This is a genomic window from Bacillus sp. G1(2015b) (genome assembly GCF_001482475.1).
Taxonomy (GTDB): Bacteria; Bacillota; Bacilli; order Bacillales; family Bacillaceae; genus Bacillus; species Bacillus safensis.
Window position 1 is genome coordinate 55795 of sequence record NZ_LKIC01000013.1, and the last position, 16939, is coordinate 72733.

The following is a 16939-nucleotide window of genomic DNA, read 5'->3' on the forward strand; positions in this document are numbered from 1 at the left end:
ATTAAAAGTCGAAGTTGTCTGGATCTGGACCGATACGTTTGTTTTCATTTAAGTCAGAAAGACGTTTCATATCCTCATCAGTTAAGACAAAATCAAATATATCAGCGTTTTCTTTTAAACGATGTGCTTTCGTTGATTTTGGGATGGTGATGACACCTTTTTGTACATCCCAGCGCAAAATAATTTGAGCAGGTGTTTTACTGTACGTGTCTGCCAGCTCTGTGATCAGCGGGTGATGCAGCAGTTCACCCTGCATCAGCGGTGACCAAGCTTCCATTTGAATGCCATGAGAGTTCAAATACGTATAGAGTGTTTCCTGCGTTAGCTTTGGATGAAATTCTACTTGATTGATAGCTGGTTTGATCTCTGCATCTTTTAATAGCTCGTCTAAGTGATGCGGCTGGAAGTTGCTCACTCCGATGGCTCTGACCTTTCCTTCACGATACAAGGTTTCCAGTGCACGCCAAGCTTCTTTGTATTTTCCTTCAACTGGCCAATGGATTAAATACAGATCAAGGTAGTCAAGCTGAAGTTTTTTCAAGCTTTCTTCGTATGCATGAAGGGTAGATTCATATCCTAAATCGGCATTCCACACTTTTGATGTGACAAAAATGTCCTCGCGGCGCAGTCCTGTTTCTGCTAAACCAAGCTGTATGCCTCGTCCAACACCTTCTTCATTTCCATAAATAGCTGCTGTATCAATACTGCGATAGCCTAATTGAATGGCTGTTTTGACAGCATCAACTAATTCTGCTCCATCTTCCACCTTGAATACACCAAGGCCAAAGCCTGGCATGCGGACTCCATTGTTTAATGTTTTTGTACTTTGTAAATGTTCCATAATAAAAACTCCTTTAGTTGGTTTGTATTTGTTCTTTTTGTTCCATTTGATAACTGATCATCGTAAGAATGGCTGCGATGAGGACCATGATGCCGCCGACCCAGCCTGTATGCACAAGACCAAGTGAATCTGTCACGATGCCGCCTAAAAATGAGCCAATGGCAATACCGGCATTAAAGGCAGCGATATTCATAGCAGATGCGACGTCGACTGCTCCAGGGGTGTATCTTTCGGCAAAATCAACGACGGCTACTTGCAGTCCAGGTACATTCATGAAAGCAAACAGACCCATCAGCATGACGGTTCCAATGCCTAACACTGTGAATCCTGCAGTGAAGCTAAGGATAAACAAGATGATGCTTTGGATAATAAACATATAGATCAGTGCTTTCATTGGCTGTGCATTAGCAGCTTTTCCGCCAATGACATTTCCGGCTGCGATCGTGATTCCGTATAAAAGCAGGATCAACGCCACAGCCCCAGGCGCAAGACCTGTGACATGCTGTAAGAGAGGAGATAAATATGTGAAGACGACAAAGGTTCCTCCATACCCTGTGGCTGTAATGACAAATAAAAGTAAGATTCTTTTTGTTTTTAATAGGACAGCTTGATCTTTAAAGGATGTTTTCACACCCTGCTTTAGTTGAGACGGAACAAGAAAATAGTTGGATATCAGTGCGATCAGACCAATGATCACAATTACACCAAATGATGTCCGCCAGCCGAACTCGTGACCAAGAAATGTCCCGAATGGCACACCTGTCACAGTCGCTACTGTTAAACCAGTGAACATAAAGGCAATGGCGCTTGCCCGTTTTTCTTTCACGACAAGGCTTGCAGCAATCGTAGAGCCAATGGACATGAAGATTCCATGGGACAAGGCTGAAATCACCCGGCCGATTAACAGCACTGAAAAGGTCGGGGCAATGGTGGCAAGTGTATTACCAATCAAAAAGACGAGCATAATGAGCAAAAGCAATGTCTTTCTTTTCATCGTGGAAGTAAGGGAAGTCAATATAGGCGCTCCAAATGTCACACCAAGTGCATATAAAGAGACAGTCCAGCCCGCCTGACTGACGCTCACTCCAAAGTCCTCTGAGATCATTGGCAAAAGACCGACACTAATGAACTCAGTTGTTCCTATAGCAAAAGCACTAATCGCTAGTGCGAGCAGAGCAAAATGGTTTTGCTTGTTCTTCATCAGTAAGTTCACATCCTTCTGTGATGACATTTTGATAGACGAAGCCGATCGGCAAGAGTTATTATCTAACATAGATGACGAAAAAAAAAGTACGTACTTTTTTGTAATATAGGTACTAAAAAGTGCCTATTCGTACAAAGAGGAGTGAATATTCGATGGAAAAGAAAAAATATAATATCTCTGTGGAAGCAACGCTTGATGTCATAGGCGGGAAGTGGAAGTGTGTGATTTTATGTCATTTGACACACGGGAAAAAACGTACGAGCGAATTGAAGCGGCTTATGCCAAACATCACACAAAAAATGCTGACGCAGCAGCTGAGAGAGCTTGAAAGTGATGGCGTCATTAACCGGATTGTCTATGAACAGGTGCCGCCTAAAGTGGAATATGAATTAAGTGAATACGGACAGTCACTCGAAAGAATTCTCAATGCGCTATGCGATTGGGGAGCAGCTCATATTGAACGTGTGTATGGAGAGCCGCTTTCAGTGCTGGAAGACAGCATCTTAAATGAACAGTTTAAATAAAAGAGCCCCGCTTTCGTGTGAGAGCGGGACTCTTTGTGTTACGTGCTTTTTTTCTGGTCGCGGTATTTACCAGGAGTTGTGCCTTCCAGCTTTTTAAAGGATCGGATGAAATTTTGCGGGTTTTTATATTTCAGTTTTTCCGAAATTTCTTTGACGGACATATCGGTTTCTACAAGCCAGTTTTTAGCGACATGGTGTCTGTAGGAAGAGAGATATTCACTAAAGGAGATATCCATTTCCTTTCTGAAAATACTGCTTAAATAATTAGGATTGTAATGCAGGCGTGTGGCGATTTCATCCAAGGTGAGATCTGAGTCGAATTCTTGATGAATAATATGAATGATTTTTTCTGAGATGTTTTTGTATTGTGAGTCTTCACGTGCAGCAAGCTGGTCAATAATTGGCCGGATGATCTCATGTTTCAGCCATGCTTCTGTATCTTCAAAGGTTTTAAATTCAAAAATCGTATCATAGAGCATTTTGTTGTCTTCGATCTCAAATAATTCAATACCTAGCAAATGCATCAGCTCAATTAAATTGTTTAAAAAACGAGCGAGGGCGATCTGGTATTCGTGCGGTCCTGCATTTTTAGAGAAAATGGATTGCAAGAGCACATGTAAATAGTGATCCGCCTTGCCTTGATCGCCAGCTTTCACCGCATCAAATAAATCATGCTGCAGCTGTTTTGGAAAATGGGTTTTGAACGCCTTTCCTTGCTGGATATGCTCATATAAGATAATGGATTTTTTCTCTGCTTTGAGTCTGTATTTTAAGGCTTCTTTTCCTTCAATGTAAGCGTGTTTTGCCATCGTAAGCTCCTTAAACTGGCGGCTGATCCCAATGCTGATCGATAAACCAAGCTCTTCTTCGATACGCTGCTGAATGGTTTCTGCTAATTGGTTTAAATATTCAGTAAACTCTTCGTCTAATTTTGAGTGGTTAAGGATAATCGTTGTTTGATGTTCATTGACAACGGTTGGCTGAAGGTGTTCCTCTTGCGGAATAATCTGCTCGATCAGTCCATTGATCGCAAATAAAAGCAAATCAGCATCTTTTTTTTCATAAGGTGTTCCTTTTAACGTATCGATTTGAGTCACAAGCATGGACAAATGAGACCAGCCCTGGGGAAAGCCTAAGCTTTGGAACCGGTTGTTTACTTCTTCATCTGTCAGCTTTCCAAGCAGCAGCCGTACCATAAAGTATTGCTGTAAGTGTGTCACTTGCTGCTCAATCCGTTCCTCTAAATCATTGTTTTGATCTTTCATTTGTTTAATACTTGATTCAATCAACTCAAATTCATTTTGAAAAGGCTGTTTTTGCAAAAATGATTCATTGCGTGCAAATGACTCGTATAATAAGCGGATTGGTTTATAAAAGTGTCTGGAACCAAACCATGAAAATAGTAATGAAAGCGCTAACAAAATAGTGCAGATAATAAAGGTAATCCACCCGATTGATTTCGTTTGCTGCTTAAGTTCTGGAATAGAAACAAAGGATAGGTATGTCCATTCATTATAATCTGATTTTTGAAATGTGATTTGATAGTTGAGTTCGTCGATCTTCATATCAAATTGTCCTGATCGTTTTTCAAGTGAGAGCACATGCTTGACGAAATCTTGATATTTCAGCGATTCACCAATTTGTTCTTTGCGATTATGTAGCAGCACTTTTCCGTTTGTATCGATGACAAACATGCTATCTGATTGAGAGAAGTCAGGCATGTTATCAGCAATCACGCAGCTTGGAATGCTGGCGACAGCGATTCCCTTTTTTTGAACGCTGTTCATAGGCAGTTGTTTGATTAAATTCACATTGTACTTGCAAAAGGATGCTTTACCTTCTTTAGTCGCAACAAGTGGATTATTCTCTTCAAGTGCCCAGCTGGAGTGACTTGGTATATTGAGGTAAGAGGTCAGCGCTTTTTCTTGGTCTTCGCTTGTGACATGATAAAGCCCCGAATTGTTCATGTACCAGTCTTCCATTTTACTGACGAGTGTAATATTGGAAAGGTCGGTGTCAAAGGTTTGCAGGTAGTTCAGTTCCTGCTGTACTTGATTATAAAGCTGGAATTGGTCTGGATTTAAAGGTTCTGCCAGTGTTTGAAGGAGAGGTGTCGAACTGACATAGTGAGTGAGAGAATGATCAACCGTTTTTAAAATATGCTCAATATTGGATTGCGTTTGTTTGACGCTGTCGAGCTTTTCATTTGAGATATTTTCAAGTGCTGTTTTTTGCGAATGCTGATAAGAAAAAATACCGACAATGATAACAGGAATCGTACTAAGTATGAAAAAAAACGTCACAAGCTTGTAATAAAATTTATACTGCCTTCTTTTCATAAAACCCCCCATTTCAAACGAAACAATCTTTTCCCCTTAATTTATTAATCCAAAAATCTGGTAGGTTTGTCAATAATCATTTTCTGAGATTAGGATCATTTTCTTATGTTTTATGTAACGTTTTGAGTAGCATCACCTATGAAAATATGATCTGTTGATATGATTGTAGACGGATTTTTCATCCTTAAGATACAGTTAACACATGCATCAGCATGAGGGGAGGCTTTATCAATGAAAACAGAGGATGTCACTGCCAAGGGTGTGCCTGCGGCAGCTTTGAAAAACGAAAAAAGAAAGCGCTTACTTAATCAACTGCTTAGTCAAAAGTTTTTGTATTTAATGATTTTGCCGGGGCTCATTTATTTTCTTGTTTTTAAATATGTGCCAATGTGGGGGCTCATCATTGCCTTTCAAGATTACCAGCCGTTTCTCGGTATTCTTGGCAGTGAGTGGGTAGGCTTCAAACACTTTATTCGCTTGTTTACAGAACCAACATTTTTCATCTTATTAAAAAATACGCTGATTTTATTTGCCATGAATGTTGTGATTTTCTTTCCAATTCCGATCTTATTAGCTCTTCTTTTAAACGAAGTGAGATTGGCATTGTTTAAGAAGTTTGTACAGACGATGATTTATATCCCTCACTTCATGTCATGGGTCATTGTCGTGTCCTTATCTTTTGTTTTGTTAACAGTAGATGGCGGGTTAATTAATGAATTGATTGCTTTCTTTGGAGGGGAAAAGATTAACTTCCTTCTTAGTCAGGAATGGTTTAGACCAATGTACATTTTACAGGTGATTTGGCGGGAAGCAGGCTGGTCGACGATCATTTACCTTGCGGCGATTACAGCGGTAGATCCGCAGCTATATGAAGCAGCAAAAATGGATGGTGCGGGGAGATTGAGACAAATGTGGCACATCACACTTCCTGCCATCAAAAGTGTCATTGTCGTTCTGCTTATTTTGAAAATTGGTGATACGCTTGAGCTTGGCTTTGAGCATGTCTATCTATTGCTGAACGCAACGAACCGGGAAGTAGCGGAGATTTTTGATACGTACGTTTATACAGCAGGTCTTAAGCAAGGACAATTCAGCTATAGTACCGCTGTTGGTTTATTTAAAGCAGCCGTTGGACTTATTTTGGTTATGCTGGCAAACCGTTTAGCGAAGAAATTCGGGGAAGAAGGTATTTATTAAAAAGGGAGATGAGGAAGAATGACATTATCGATTGAAAAGGGATCACCGCTTGAGCATGCAGAGAAATTAGCACAAACCATTATGAAAGCGTATACACCGATTGAGCTGCCGCCAGCTGGAAGATGGCATTATCATCAAGGGGTTTTCCTTTGCGGCGTTATGAAGCTATATGAGGCAACAGGGAACGAGGCTTATTTCGATTATGTGAAAAACTATGCGGACTCACTTATTGATGAGTACGGAAATCTATTATTTCGCAGGGATGAGCTTGATGCCATACAAGCAGGGCTCATTTTATTCCCTCTTTACGAACGAACGAGAGAAAAGCGGTATGTGCTCGCAGCGGAGAAGCTGCGCGGACTTTATCGTACGCTAAACCGCACGTCTGAGGGCGGATTTTGGCATAAAGATAATTATGCTTATCAAATGTGGCTCGATGGTCTCTACATGGGCGGTCCTTTTGCCTTAAAGTATGCTCAGCTTAAAGGTGAAGAGTCACTTGTGGATATGGTCATCCATCAAGAGCATCTCATGAGAAAGCATACGAAAGATGAACAAACAGGTCTATATTATCACGCGTGGGATGAACGAAAAACGATGCCATGGGCTGATCAAAAGACGGGCTGTTCCCCAGAGTTTTGGGCAAGATCGTTTGGCTGGTATGTCCTTGCATTAGCAGATATGATCGAGGACCTGCCCGAGCAGCATGAAAGGCGGAAAGTGTGGAAGGAAACACTGACAGACATGCTGGAAAGTGTGGCAAAGTACCAGGATCAAACGACAGGTCTCTGGCATCAAATCATTGATAAAGGAGATCACAGTGACAATTGGCTTGAAAGCTCGGGATCGTGTTTATTCATGTACGCCATGGCAAAGGCGATGAATGAAGGGTATGTAGGTCTCCATTATGTTGATCATGTGGTCAAAGCATATCAAGGCTTGATTCAGCATAAGACGGCTGAGAAAGAAAATGGTGATTTTACCATCAACGATATTTGTATTGGAACATCTGCGGGATTTTATGATTATTACGTTGGAAGAGAGCGGAGCACAAATGACTTGCACGGGGCAGGCGCTTTTATTATGGCGTTAACTGAGCTAGAAAAGCTGTCTGTTTTTCAAAAGGCATGAGAAGGCAAAAAAGAGCCGCCGTATGGCTCATCAGTTTCATCGCTGCCTTTTGTTTATCTGCCTGTCAGGGGAAAACAAACGGTATCGATGTCCTGATTTTTTCTGATATGTCAAAGGGAATGAAGGATCAATTAGTGGAGAAGGCTTTTCAGCCGGAACAAGAGACTTATAGCGTCCACATCTTTCCGGCGGTTCCTGAAAAGCTTCTTGTTGAAATTACCTCAAAAGAGGGGGACGTGATGCTTGTCCCAGAAGAAATGTTTAGAACGTATGATGATCCTGAAAGCTTTCAGCTGCTGGAAGAGATGGAAATAGGCGATCAAGCAGCAGGACCATATACGGTCGAGGACAAAAAGACAGGGAAAACGGTCGATTATGCGGTACAAATCAATAAAGGAAAGAAAAAACTCAACGGTTATACCTTTCAATTACATCGAGATATGGTCGCTTTTATTCCCGTGTATGCTGACAAGACGAAAGAGGCGCTGTCTCTCATGAAACAGCTTCGTGAAAACCAATAGAAAATGGGGTGAGGAATGTGAAACGGGTCGTGATTTGTGGGCTAAGTCATCGTGCGTTCAATATGTTTATTCGACCGCTTACAGAGGATTTCAATGAGCATTATAAGATTACAGGGCTTCTAGATATAGATCATCAGCGGTATACACTTTGTCAGGAGCGTTTTCCATCACTCCGAGGCGTTTCGTTTTTTCATGAAGATGCATTTGATCAGATGGTCAAGAAAGCAAAACCAGATATCGTCATTGTGGCAGGCAGGGATGATACACATGTCACGTATATCATGCAGGCACTTGACCATGATCTAGATGTCATCACCGAAAAGCCGATGGTGACAACAGCAAAAGACGCCAAAAAAGTAATGGAAAAAGAGGCGGAAAGTAAAGGAAAGGTCACGGTCACCTTTAATTATCGCTACAATCCCTTCCATCGAAAGATAAAAGAACTGATTCTAGACGGGAAAATTGGAAGGGTCACATCCGTTGAACTGAGCTGGCTGATTGATACGTATCATGGTGCTAGTTATTTCAAAAGGTGGAACCGTACACGTCAATTCTCTGGCGGACTGTCTATTCATAAGTCGACGCATCATTTTGATCTGGTCAACTGGTGGATTGATCAAAAGCCGAAGCAAGTATTTGCCTACGGGGCGCTGAACTATTACGGCAGCGAAAGCCCTTGGAATCCCTTGCACGGGGAGGAAAATAGATTTTGCGGAACATGTCATGTGAAGGATATCTGTCATTATGAAGCAAGGTGGAATCCGCGGGTTGAGCGCTCGAAGGTGGAGGACGACCATATTGAATTCGGTCAGGAGCAAACGCAGCAGTACTCAAATTATCGCCCGGATGCGTGCATTTTTGATCAGGAAATTGATATTGAGGATACATATGTGGCGTCAGTCGCTTATGATCAAGGGGCTCTGCTCAGCTATTCGATTCAATTCTCCGCCCCATATGAAGGCTATCGTCTGGCTATTAATGGGACAAAGGGGCGTATTGAAACAAATGAGTTTCATGTGCCATCAAGAATTCCTTTTCAATTCCCAGAACAAACAATTTCTTATTACCCGATGTTTGGATCAAAGGAGACAATTGAAGTCGTCAAGCAGCCAGGCGGACATGGCGGAGGAGATCCTCTGCTTTTGGCTGATTTATTTATAGGAAAAGATCCATTGATTCACTACGACATTTTAGCAGGTGCAGAGGCTGGTGCTTATTCGATTGCTCTTGGAGAAGGCATGTGGCGATCTGCCGCAGAAAAACGCCCAATTGAAATTGATGAATTGTTTCATAAAGAGAAGGTGTAAAGAGAAAGAGAGGAGGGGAAAGAGATGGATCATGATGGTTCAATGAGCAGAATGCTGAGGATGTGTGAGTGGGTGATGAGACTCGCCCATACGAATTTGCTATGGCTTTTGTTCACTATCCTAGGGCTTGGAATATTTGGCTTGATGCCTGCGACCACTGCGTTATTTTCCGTAATGAGAAAGTGGATTCAAGGGCATGAGCAGGTCAATGTATTCCGCACTTTTTGGAAGGTATACCGGGAGGAGTTTGTCCGCTCTAACATGATTGGAGTGGTGCTGTTCATCATTGGAACGATTATTTATGTCGACCTTGCTTATATTTATCCGACGAGCTGGTCCCTACATGTGCTTCGCTTTGCTATATATATTTTTGGTTTTCTGTTTATTGTGAGCTTATTTTATATTTTTCCGCTGCTTGCTCATTATGATTGGAAAAAACGTCTCTATCTGAAATTCTCTCTTCTGCTGGGTGTGTCATATTTGCAATATACACTCTCTATGCTTGTTTTCTCGGCTGTGCTGTTTGTTCTGTTTGCTTATTTACCGGGAATCGTGCCATTTTTTAGTGTGAGCATACTTGCCTACGGTCATATGTGGCTGGCCTATCAAGTCTTTAAAAAGGTAGAGTTTGAAAGTGAGCATGAGACAGCCGAAGTGAAGAAGCTGCTGCCGTCTTTCCTTCAATCGAAGCGGGTGAATACGCAGTGAAGTGAACCATCTGCTATAATGGTGTCACCGTGATGAAAAGGAGAGATGAGACTCGTGTCAGTGAAAGAAATTTCAATAGAAGAATTAAAACAAAAGCTGGAGCAGGAAGACGCCATTCAGCTTGTCGATGTACGTGAGGATGAAGAGGTCGCAGAAGGGATGATCCCGGAAGCGATCCACATTCGAATGGGAGATATCCCTGAGAAGCTGGATGCATTCGATCAAACGCAGGAATATTATATTATTTGCCGCTCTGGTAAACGTAGTGAAAATGTCTGCTATTACTTAGAAGATCAAGGCTACCAAGCGACCAATGTTGTTGGTGGGATGCTTGCTTGGACAGGAGAAACAAAACCGAAGTTATAAATTGAAGACCTTTCATCGATAGGATGGAAGGTTTTTTGTTCATATGCCTCTCTCTATGTGCATAAAGATAGAGTAGCGAGAGAAGGGAGAGTGGCATAGGTGCTAAAGGTAGCTGTATTTGATGAAGAGCATGAGAAAGATTTGCAGAGCGAAATCAATCATTTTTTAAAAGGAATGGATGACGACCAAATCATTGACATCAAGTACAATGTAGCGGTGATCTGTGAGCAGGGAGGGGAACAGCTCTACTGTTTTTCTGCACTCATTTTATATAAAAAGTAGACGGTATCAAAAAAAGGACCTGCTTGAAGGGTCCTTTTTCTTAGGTTAGCTGGCGTCAATATATAAACGGTGCTTGTTGCAGTGAACACATTGGAAGAGGTAGCCTTGTAAGTCTCCTCCGTTGACGAGCCATTGCTTTAGGTTCTCTTTCGTTAATCCTTCGCCGCTGCAAATGTCTTCGATATCCTCGGCGAGTTCTTCCTCTAGATGTTCAATCTCTTTCCAGCCGACATACTGGACGATTGCGCAAAAATCTCCGCAATGACTTAACCAATATTCCTGCTGCCATCCGCGGTACCCTGGCGTTCTATAGATCAGCTCATTGATATATTCCTCTTGATCGACGTCATCACAGCTCGCATCGTCTTGAAAGGTTCCATTGTATTTTTTAGCCGCTGATCCATCTTTAATGCACCAAGGACAAATTCCCTCCACATCTTCAACAGCATAAAAAGGACCATGGTACATATAATCTCTTTCTTTCTCACAAACAGGACATGTCGTATGCTCTTTTTTAATCACGTTTAACAAAACTGGGTCTGGGTTGTACTTGAACGTAGGTAACGTCATATAAACCTCCATTATGTAGAAAGTGATGATTCATCACTATTTTAAAGGAATCCTCAAGCTCGAGACAATCTTAAATTGTTTATATAGAAAAAAGCCGTTCGGATGAGGAACGGCTTTTTTCTCGCTTGCGATTATGCTTTTTTTACTCTTGGACTTCTTGGTTTATTGACTTGATTGGCTTGTTTGATGATTCTTCGTTCATCATTTAGTGATTTATACAGCGAGACAATCATCAATATGATGACAACGGAGAACGGCAAGGCTGCGAGCTTGGCTGTATTTTGCAAGGCTTCGAGTCCCCCTGAAAATAAAAGCACAGCAGCAACAGCAGATTGGATAATGCCCCAGCTGACTTTGACACTGCCAGAAGGATTCAATGATCCGTAGGTTGTCTGCATTCCAAGCACAAATGTAGCTGAATCAGCCGATGTAATAAAGAATACGGCGATTAATATGAGTGCTAGTATCGATGTAATCATCGCCAGCGGATATTCATTAAGCACACCGAAGAGCATCGTTTCAGTTGATAGACCTGCAACATCAACAATATTCTTTTGCTGTAAGTCCATTGCAGATACACCGAAAATCGAGAACCATAGGAATACTAGGATAGAAGGAGCGACTAAGACACCCACTAAAAATTCGCGAATCGTTCGCCCGCGTGACACTCTAGCGATAAAGATCCCGACAAATGGTGCCCAAGAAATCCACCATGCCCAATAAAAGATTGTCCATCCATTAATCCATTCTCTCTTTTCAGGATCATTTGGAGATAGACGGAAGCTCATTTGAACGATATTGGATAAGTATTGTCCAATCGAGTCAGTAAATGAATTTAAGATAAAAACAGTTGGACCTACCAAAAGTAAGAAAAACATCAGAACAGCTGCTAATACCATGTTGATATTACTTAAGTATTTAATGCCTTTTCCAATTCCGCTCAAAGCAGATGCAAGGAAAAGCACCGTCACAATGATAATAATGATCAATTGTGTGCTAAAGGCAATTGGAATATGAAAAAGATAATTCAACCCACCGTTTATTTGTGCTGCACCTAATCCTAGGCTTGTCGCAACACCAACTACAGTTGCAAATACCGCAATACAATCGATGGTTTTTCCGATCCATCCATTCGTTTTATTTCCTAAAACAGGCTGCAGCGTTGCACTGATTAAGCCAGGTGCATCTTTTCTAAATTTAAAGTAAGCAATGCAAAGTGCAACAATGGCATAAATCGCCCATGCATGAAGCCCCCAGTGGAAAAATGTATAGCGAAGGGAATCGCGGAAGGCCTGTGCAGTTTCAGTCTCCCCTGTTGGTGACTGAATAGCATAGTGGCTGATCGGTTCAGCTGCTCCGTAAAAAACAAGACCAATTCCCATACCGGCACTAAATAGCATAGCAAACCAAGAAAATAGACCGAATTCAGGCTCTTCCCCCGGTTTTCCTAGCGTAATCTTACCGATTGGGCTAAAGATAAAGAATAGACAAAAGCCGACAAGCAGTGATACCACTAACAAGTAATACCAGCCAAAGTCATTTGTAATGTATGTTTGAATTTGATCTGTGACATTTTGCAATGTGTCTGGAGAAAACGCTCCCCACATCACGGCAACAAATGTGATCGCAATCACAATCCAAAATACACTTGATACGTTTTTCACACCATCTCACTCTCCTGTTGTTCTACACGTTTAAGCAGAGGACTTAGCTTAATATCCCCTAACTCAACTTATTTCAAACAAAAAGAGGCGAGCTTCTCACTCGACCTCTACTTTACCGTAACATGTTTTGCTTCCATTTATCAACTATCGATATGGGAAGACGATTTTTCCTCAATTCGTTTGCGAAGACGGTAGACATATTCTTTTAAACATACAGCGAAAATGGTAAACGCCAAAACAATGGCGACTTTTAACGGGGTAATCGACAGCTTCAAGAAAACAGCAGCTGTCAAACTAATAACGACCGCAAGAACAATCGGTAGTGCACGTCTGATCATTGAACTCTCTCCTTTGCTTCTAGTGCAGCATTCATGCCGGCAAGCCTGCCTGTCACAAGTGCTGACGTGATATTGTAACCGCCTGTATAGCCATGGATATCTAGAATTTCTCCGCAGAAATAAAGACCGGGCATTTTTTTAGACGCCATTTTCTTCGGTTCAATTTCCTTCACAGAAACGCCGCCTCCTGTCACAAACGCTTTGTCCAAGGATAGGGTACCATTTGCATGCACAATAAAATGTTTGCAATCATGGGCAAATGCACGCAGTTTATCCTTGGCTAGACCAGAGAATGTGTCTTGTGGATCAATACCGTTCCGTTCTAATAAAAACAATAAATAGCGTTCTTGCATCCAAGACTTGAGGACATTTTTAATGGCTTTCTTCGGTTCATCTTTTAGGTCACGATGAAGCTTTTGGAACAGCTCCTCGTCATTCAGCTTCGGATATAAGTCAATTTGCAGGCGGACTGCCGGCTGCTTTTTCAATTCTTTCACAACAAATCCGCTGCATCTAAGAACAGCTGGACCCGATAAACCAAAGTGAGTAAAGATCATATCCATGACATGTGTGACGACGGGTTTCCCTTTTTTATTTAAAACACTGACAGCCACACTTCTTAAAGAAAGACCTTGAAGCACTTTTTCTTTAATAAATCGTTCATCTGATGTGACCGGTACCTCTGTTGGGAAAAGCTCTGTAATGGTATGACCGGCTGCTTCTGCCCATGCATAGCCGTCACCAGTAGAGCCGGTATGCGGCACACTTTTTCCGCCGACAGCAATGACGACAGCCTTACTTGAAATTTTTTCATCATTATTTGTAACAATTCCAGCTGCTTGTCCGTCTTGATACAGAACCGTTTTAATCTTTTCGTTCGTTCGAATGGTGACATTGAGGGCGCGGAGCCTGTCTAGAAGGGCATCCACAACAGATTGTGCTTTGTTTGATACAGGGAACATACGTCCATGGTCTTCTTCTTTTAGTTCAATGCCAAGGTTTTCAAAAAACGAAATAATATCCTCGTTGTTGAACTCAGAAAATGCACTATATAGAAAACGGCCGTTTCCGGGAATATGCTTGATGATTTCTTCTACTGGAAGGCGATTGGTGACGTTACACCGTCCGCCGCCAGAAATGGCCAGCTTTCTGCCAAGTTTGTTTCCTTTGTCAATTAACAGAACAGTAGCGCCATGCTCTGCTGATGCAATCGCGGCCATCAGTCCAGAAGGTCCGCCGCCAATGACAATGACATCATAATGTTTCATGTTACATTCCTCTTTCTACTTTCAGTCATTTTTCTATTATAACGAAGATTAGGGAAGGCTGAAATATGAATTGATTGGTTTTGTGACTTCAGTATTGGATTTGTTACCTGTGTGTTGAATTGATGTGGTAAAATAGTTAAGTTGAATATTCATTAGAAAAATGGTGGTTAAGCGCATGTCTAATAAATTGCTTCGTGGTACGTTGGTTTTAACGATAGGGACGTATCTCTCTCGTATTCTTGGTATGATTTATTTAATTCCATTTAGCGCAATGGTTGGAGCAACTGGTGGTGCGCTATTTCAATATGGATACAATCAGTATACGATCTTTTTAAGTATTGCTACGCTTGGTTTTCCAACAGCGGTATCAAAATTTGTTTCCAAATATAATGCGATCGGCGATTATGAGACAACAAGAAAAATGTTCAGGGCGGGTATGTCGGTCATGCTTGTCACCGGGATTATCGCCTTTTCTATTTTATATTTGTCCGCACCGATTTTTGCCAAGATTCAGCTTGGCGGATCAAATGAAACAGGCGGTTTGACTGTCGATCAAGTGGTATATGTGATTCGGATGGTCAGCTTAGGCCTTTTGGTTGTGCCGATCATGAGTCTTGTACGGGGTTTCTTCCAAGGGCACTCCATGATGGGACCAACAGCTGTTTCCCAAGTGATTGAACAACTTGTCAGAATCATCTTCCTATTAACGGCGACGTTTATTATTTTAAAGGTGCTTGACGGCGGGCTTGTCATTGCTGTCGGGTATGCAACATTTGCCGCACTGATCGGTGCATTTGGCGGTTTATTTACGCTTTATTTATATTGGCTGAAGCGGAAGGACCGGCTCTTATCTATGCAGCCGAATACAGGCGCTCACTCTGATTTATCTTATAAGCAAATGTTTACAGAGCTGTTTAGCTATGCGGCGCCTTATGTATTTGTTGGACTTGCGATTCCAATTTACTCTTATATTGATACAAACACAATTAACAGAGCCATGATTGCATCAGGGCATCAGGATATAAGTACAGCGGTATTGTCCATTGTGACGTTATATTTACCGAAGCTTGTGATGATTCCTGTGTCTCTTGCAACAGCGTTTGGCTTAACCTTGATTCCGACGATTACGGAATCATTTACAGCACGTAATTATAAGCTGCTCAATAGACAAATTGACCAGACGATGCAGATCATTTTATTTTTCGTACTGCCTGCATCATTTGGTATCTCAGCATTGGCTGGACCGGTTTATTGGTTTTTCTATCCATCAGTTCACCCTGAGATTGGGATCTCCATTTTGTTCTGGTATGCACCTGTTGCATTATTGTTTTCTTTATTCACCATTAATGCAGCGATTCTGCAAGGGATTAACAAACAAAAATTTGCTATCGTTAGTCTTTTGTTAGGGATCATTATTAAAACGGTTCTGAACATCCCGCTGATCAGCTGGCTGCAAGGAAATGGTTCTGTACTGGCAACGGCATTAGGCTACAGTGCATCTATCTTGTATATGTTTATCATGATTAAACGCCATGCTGGCTATTCGTTCCGCAGAATTTTCAAACGTTTTATTCTGATTGGTATTTTAACGGCGATCATGGCTGTGGTGGCTTATGTGACATGTCAGCTTGTGAGCCAAGTGATTTCTTATGAAGGCGGAATAGTACAAGCGGGTATCGTCATTTTGATTTCCATGATCACTGGCGGCGGTGTGTATATGTTCTTATCTTATAAGGTGGGATTACTAGAGCGTGTACTTGGCAGCCGTATGCCGAAATTTTTAAGAAAAAAGAGTTAAGAAGAGGTAGATATTCATGAGGCTTGATAAATTACTTGCTAACAGCGGCTTTGGTTCAAGAAAAGATGTGAAAAAGCTTGTCAAGGCCCGGGCGGTCACAGTGAATGGGGAAGTGGCGAAGCAGGTGAAAGATCATGTTGATCCATCAAATGATGAAGTGCTCGTACACGGAGAGCGTGTAGAATATAAAGAATTCATTTACTTAATGATGAACAAACCGGACGGGGTGATTTCAGCCACTGAAGATCTGCGGGATGAAACGGTTGTGGATTTACTCGAGCCGGAGGATATCGCAAGGGAGCCATTTCCTGTGGGGAGACTGGATAAGGATACGGTCGGTCTCCTTCTCCTCACAAATGATGGCCAGCTTGCTCATCAATTACTTTCTCCAAAAAAGCATGTGCCAAAAACGTACGAAGTTCATTTGAAATATCCTTTAGGTGATCAAGACATTAAGCGTCTTGAAGAGGGTGTTGTTATCTTAGATGATTATCACACGAAGCCGGCGAAGGTCGAAGTAGATGCGAATGAAGAGAAAGATACACGCATCCGATTGACGATTACTGAAGGGAAGTACCATCAAGTGAAGCTGATGGCCCAAGCGGTGGGAAATGAAGTGATCTTTTTAAAAAGGCTCACAATGGGGGCTGTCTCATTAGATGAAGATCTAGCACCTGGAGAGTACCGTGAATTGACGGATGAAGAATTAGACAGCTTAATGAATCGTGAATAACGTAAGAATAAAAGAAAAGAACCGGCATATCGCCGGTTCTTCAGCGTGTAGACAAACCCTCGCATTCTTTGTCAGTCCTGCGCGCTGGTGCTCACGAATGTTCGATTCGCTCCGCGCCAGTGCTCGTTCTTCCTAGACTTCAAAGGTT

At 41.9% G+C, this 16939-nt stretch carries 17 protein-coding genes; 10 read left to right on the forward strand and 7 right to left on the reverse strand.

The features are described from left to right. Position 1 precedes the first annotated feature (1 nt). Both AMR95_RS09695 and AMR95_RS09700 read right to left on the reverse strand, forming a co-directional pair. Positions 2-844, reverse strand: coding sequence for an aldo/keto reductase (locus AMR95_RS09695; protein ID WP_180272432.1), 843 nt, complete (start codon positions 842-844; stop codon positions 2-4). Between the two features lie 10 nt (positions 845-854). Then, positions 855-2042, reverse strand: a complete 1188-nt coding sequence (locus tag AMR95_RS09700) for an MFS transporter (RefSeq protein WP_039180778.1) — start codon at positions 2040-2042, stop codon at positions 855-857. Between the two features lie 155 nt (positions 2043-2197). On the opposite strand from AMR95_RS09700, the gene AMR95_RS09705 reads away from it, so the two are divergent. Then, entirely contained in the window at positions 2198-2569 is a 372-nt protein-coding gene (locus AMR95_RS09705; protein ID WP_034322520.1) for a winged helix-turn-helix transcriptional regulator, read from the forward strand. Between the two features lie 38 nt (positions 2570-2607). Here AMR95_RS09705 and AMR95_RS09710 read toward each other — a convergent pair whose 3' ends face one another. Further along, positions 2608-4908, reverse strand: a complete 2301-nt coding sequence (locus AMR95_RS09710) for a helix-turn-helix domain-containing protein (protein WP_058838202.1) — start codon at positions 4906-4908, stop codon at positions 2608-2610. Positions 4909-5139: 231 nt separating this feature from the next. Here AMR95_RS09710 and AMR95_RS09715 point away from each other — a divergent pair, with 231 nt between their 5' ends. The 7 genes from AMR95_RS09715 (at position 5140) to AMR95_RS09745 (ending at position 10420) form a co-directional block, all read left to right on the forward strand. Continuing rightward, a complete protein-coding gene (locus tag AMR95_RS09715; RefSeq protein ID WP_047203508.1) occupies positions 5140-6105 on the forward strand; it encodes an ABC transporter permease in 966 nt (321 codons plus the stop codon). Between the two features lie 18 nt (positions 6106-6123). Next, the gene (locus AMR95_RS09720; protein WP_058838203.1) at positions 6124-7236 is read left to right on the forward strand and encodes a glycoside hydrolase family 88/105 protein; all 1113 of its coding nucleotides are present in this window, start codon (positions 6124-6126) and stop codon (positions 7234-7236) included. Next, entirely contained in the window at positions 7233-7757 is a 525-nt protein-coding gene (locus tag AMR95_RS09725) for a hypothetical protein (protein WP_058838204.1), read from the forward strand. Before AMR95_RS09720 ends, AMR95_RS09725 begins: the two co-directional genes overlap by 4 nt. Positions 7758-7774: 17 nt before the next feature. After that, the gene (locus AMR95_RS09730; protein ID WP_058838205.1) at positions 7775-9064 is read left to right on the forward strand and encodes a Gfo/Idh/MocA family protein; all 1290 of its coding nucleotides are present in this window, start codon (positions 7775-7777) and stop codon (positions 9062-9064) included. Positions 9065-9088: 24 nt separating this feature from the next. Continuing rightward, entirely contained in the window at positions 9089-9772 is a 684-nt protein-coding gene (locus AMR95_RS09735) for a YesL family protein (protein WP_058838206.1), read from the forward strand. Between the two features lie 54 nt (positions 9773-9826). Then, the gene (locus tag AMR95_RS09740) at positions 9827-10138 is read left to right on the forward strand and encodes a rhodanese-like domain-containing protein (RefSeq protein ID WP_024424882.1); all 312 of its coding nucleotides are present in this window, start codon (positions 9827-9829) and stop codon (positions 10136-10138) included. 99 nt (positions 10139-10237) lie between these two features. Further along, on the forward strand, positions 10238-10420 hold the full coding sequence (locus AMR95_RS09745) for a sporulation protein Cse60 (protein WP_024424881.1): 183 nt from the start codon (positions 10238-10240) through the stop codon (positions 10418-10420). Positions 10421-10465: 45 nt separating this feature from the next. Here AMR95_RS09745 and AMR95_RS09750 read toward each other — a convergent pair whose 3' ends face one another. From AMR95_RS09750 to AMR95_RS09765, 4 genes are all read right to left on the reverse strand, one after another. Further along, entirely contained in the window at positions 10466-10990 is a 525-nt protein-coding gene (locus tag AMR95_RS09750; RefSeq protein WP_058838207.1) for a CbrC family protein, read from the reverse strand. Between the two features lie 131 nt (positions 10991-11121). Continuing rightward, positions 11122-12654, reverse strand: a complete 1533-nt coding sequence (gene opuD, locus AMR95_RS09755) for a glycine betaine transporter OpuD (protein WP_039180749.1) — start codon at positions 12652-12654, stop codon at positions 11122-11124. 140 nt (positions 12655-12794) lie between these two features. Further along, on the reverse strand, positions 12795-12992 hold the full coding sequence (locus AMR95_RS09760; RefSeq protein WP_024424878.1) for a hypothetical protein: 198 nt from the start codon (positions 12990-12992) through the stop codon (positions 12795-12797). Next, entirely contained in the window at positions 12989-14260 is a 1272-nt protein-coding gene (locus tag AMR95_RS09765) for an NAD(P)/FAD-dependent oxidoreductase (RefSeq protein WP_058838208.1), read from the reverse strand. Before AMR95_RS09765 ends, AMR95_RS09760 begins: the two co-directional genes overlap by 4 nt. A gap of 175 nt (positions 14261-14435) precedes the next feature. Between AMR95_RS09765 and AMR95_RS09770 the strand changes: the two genes are divergently transcribed. Both AMR95_RS09770 and AMR95_RS09775 read left to right on the forward strand, forming a co-directional pair. Next, on the forward strand, positions 14436-16058 hold the full coding sequence (locus AMR95_RS09770) for a putative polysaccharide biosynthesis protein (RefSeq protein ID WP_047203499.1): 1623 nt from the start codon (positions 14436-14438) through the stop codon (positions 16056-16058). Between the two features lie 16 nt (positions 16059-16074). Further along, positions 16075-16791 carry a pseudouridine synthase gene (locus AMR95_RS09775; protein ID WP_058838209.1) on the forward strand — a complete coding sequence of 239 codons (717 nt, stop codon included), beginning with the start codon at positions 16075-16077 and terminating at the stop codon, positions 16789-16791. Positions 16792-16939 lie beyond the last annotated feature (148 nt).

Bases quoted from the DNA above. Each gene is read 5' to 3' on its own strand.
- AMR95_RS09770 (WP_047203499.1), top strand. From the start codon at position 14,436: ATGTCTAATAAATTGCTTCGTGGTACGTTGGTTTTAACGATAGGGACG.
- AMR95_RS09735 (WP_058838206.1), top strand. From the start codon at position 9,089: ATGGATCATGATGGTTCAATGAGCAGAATGCTGAGGATGTGTGAGTGG.
- AMR95_RS09700 (WP_039180778.1), bottom strand. From the start codon at position 2,042: ATGAAGAACAAGCAAAACCATTTTGCTCTGCTCGCACTAGCGATTAGT.
- AMR95_RS09715 (WP_047203508.1), top strand. From the start codon at position 5,140: ATGAAAACAGAGGATGTCACTGCCAAGGGTGTGCCTGCGGCAGCTTTG.
- AMR95_RS09720 (WP_058838203.1), top strand. From the start codon at position 6,124: ATGACATTATCGATTGAAAAGGGATCACCGCTTGAGCATGCAGAGAAA.
- AMR95_RS09750 (WP_058838207.1), bottom strand. From the start codon at position 10,990: ATGACGTTACCTACGTTCAAGTACAACCCAGACCCAGTTTTGTTAAAC.
- AMR95_RS09775 (WP_058838209.1), top strand. From the start codon at position 16,075: ATGAGGCTTGATAAATTACTTGCTAACAGCGGCTTTGGTTCAAGAAAA.
- AMR95_RS09705 (WP_034322520.1), top strand. From the start codon at position 2,198: ATGGAAAAGAAAAAATATAATATCTCTGTGGAAGCAACGCTTGATGTC.
- AMR95_RS09765 (WP_058838208.1), bottom strand. From the start codon at position 14,260: ATGAAACATTATGATGTCATTGTCATTGGCGGCGGACCTTCTGGACTG.
- AMR95_RS09760 (WP_024424878.1), bottom strand. From the start codon at position 12,992: ATGATCAGACGTGCACTACCGATTGTTCTTGCGGTCGTTATTAGTTTG.
- AMR95_RS09725 (WP_058838204.1), top strand. From the start codon at position 7,233: ATGAGAAGGCAAAAAAGAGCCGCCGTATGGCTCATCAGTTTCATCGCT.
- AMR95_RS09710 (WP_058838202.1), bottom strand. From the start codon at position 4,908: ATGAAAAGAAGGCAGTATAAATTTTATTACAAGCTTGTGACGTTTTTT.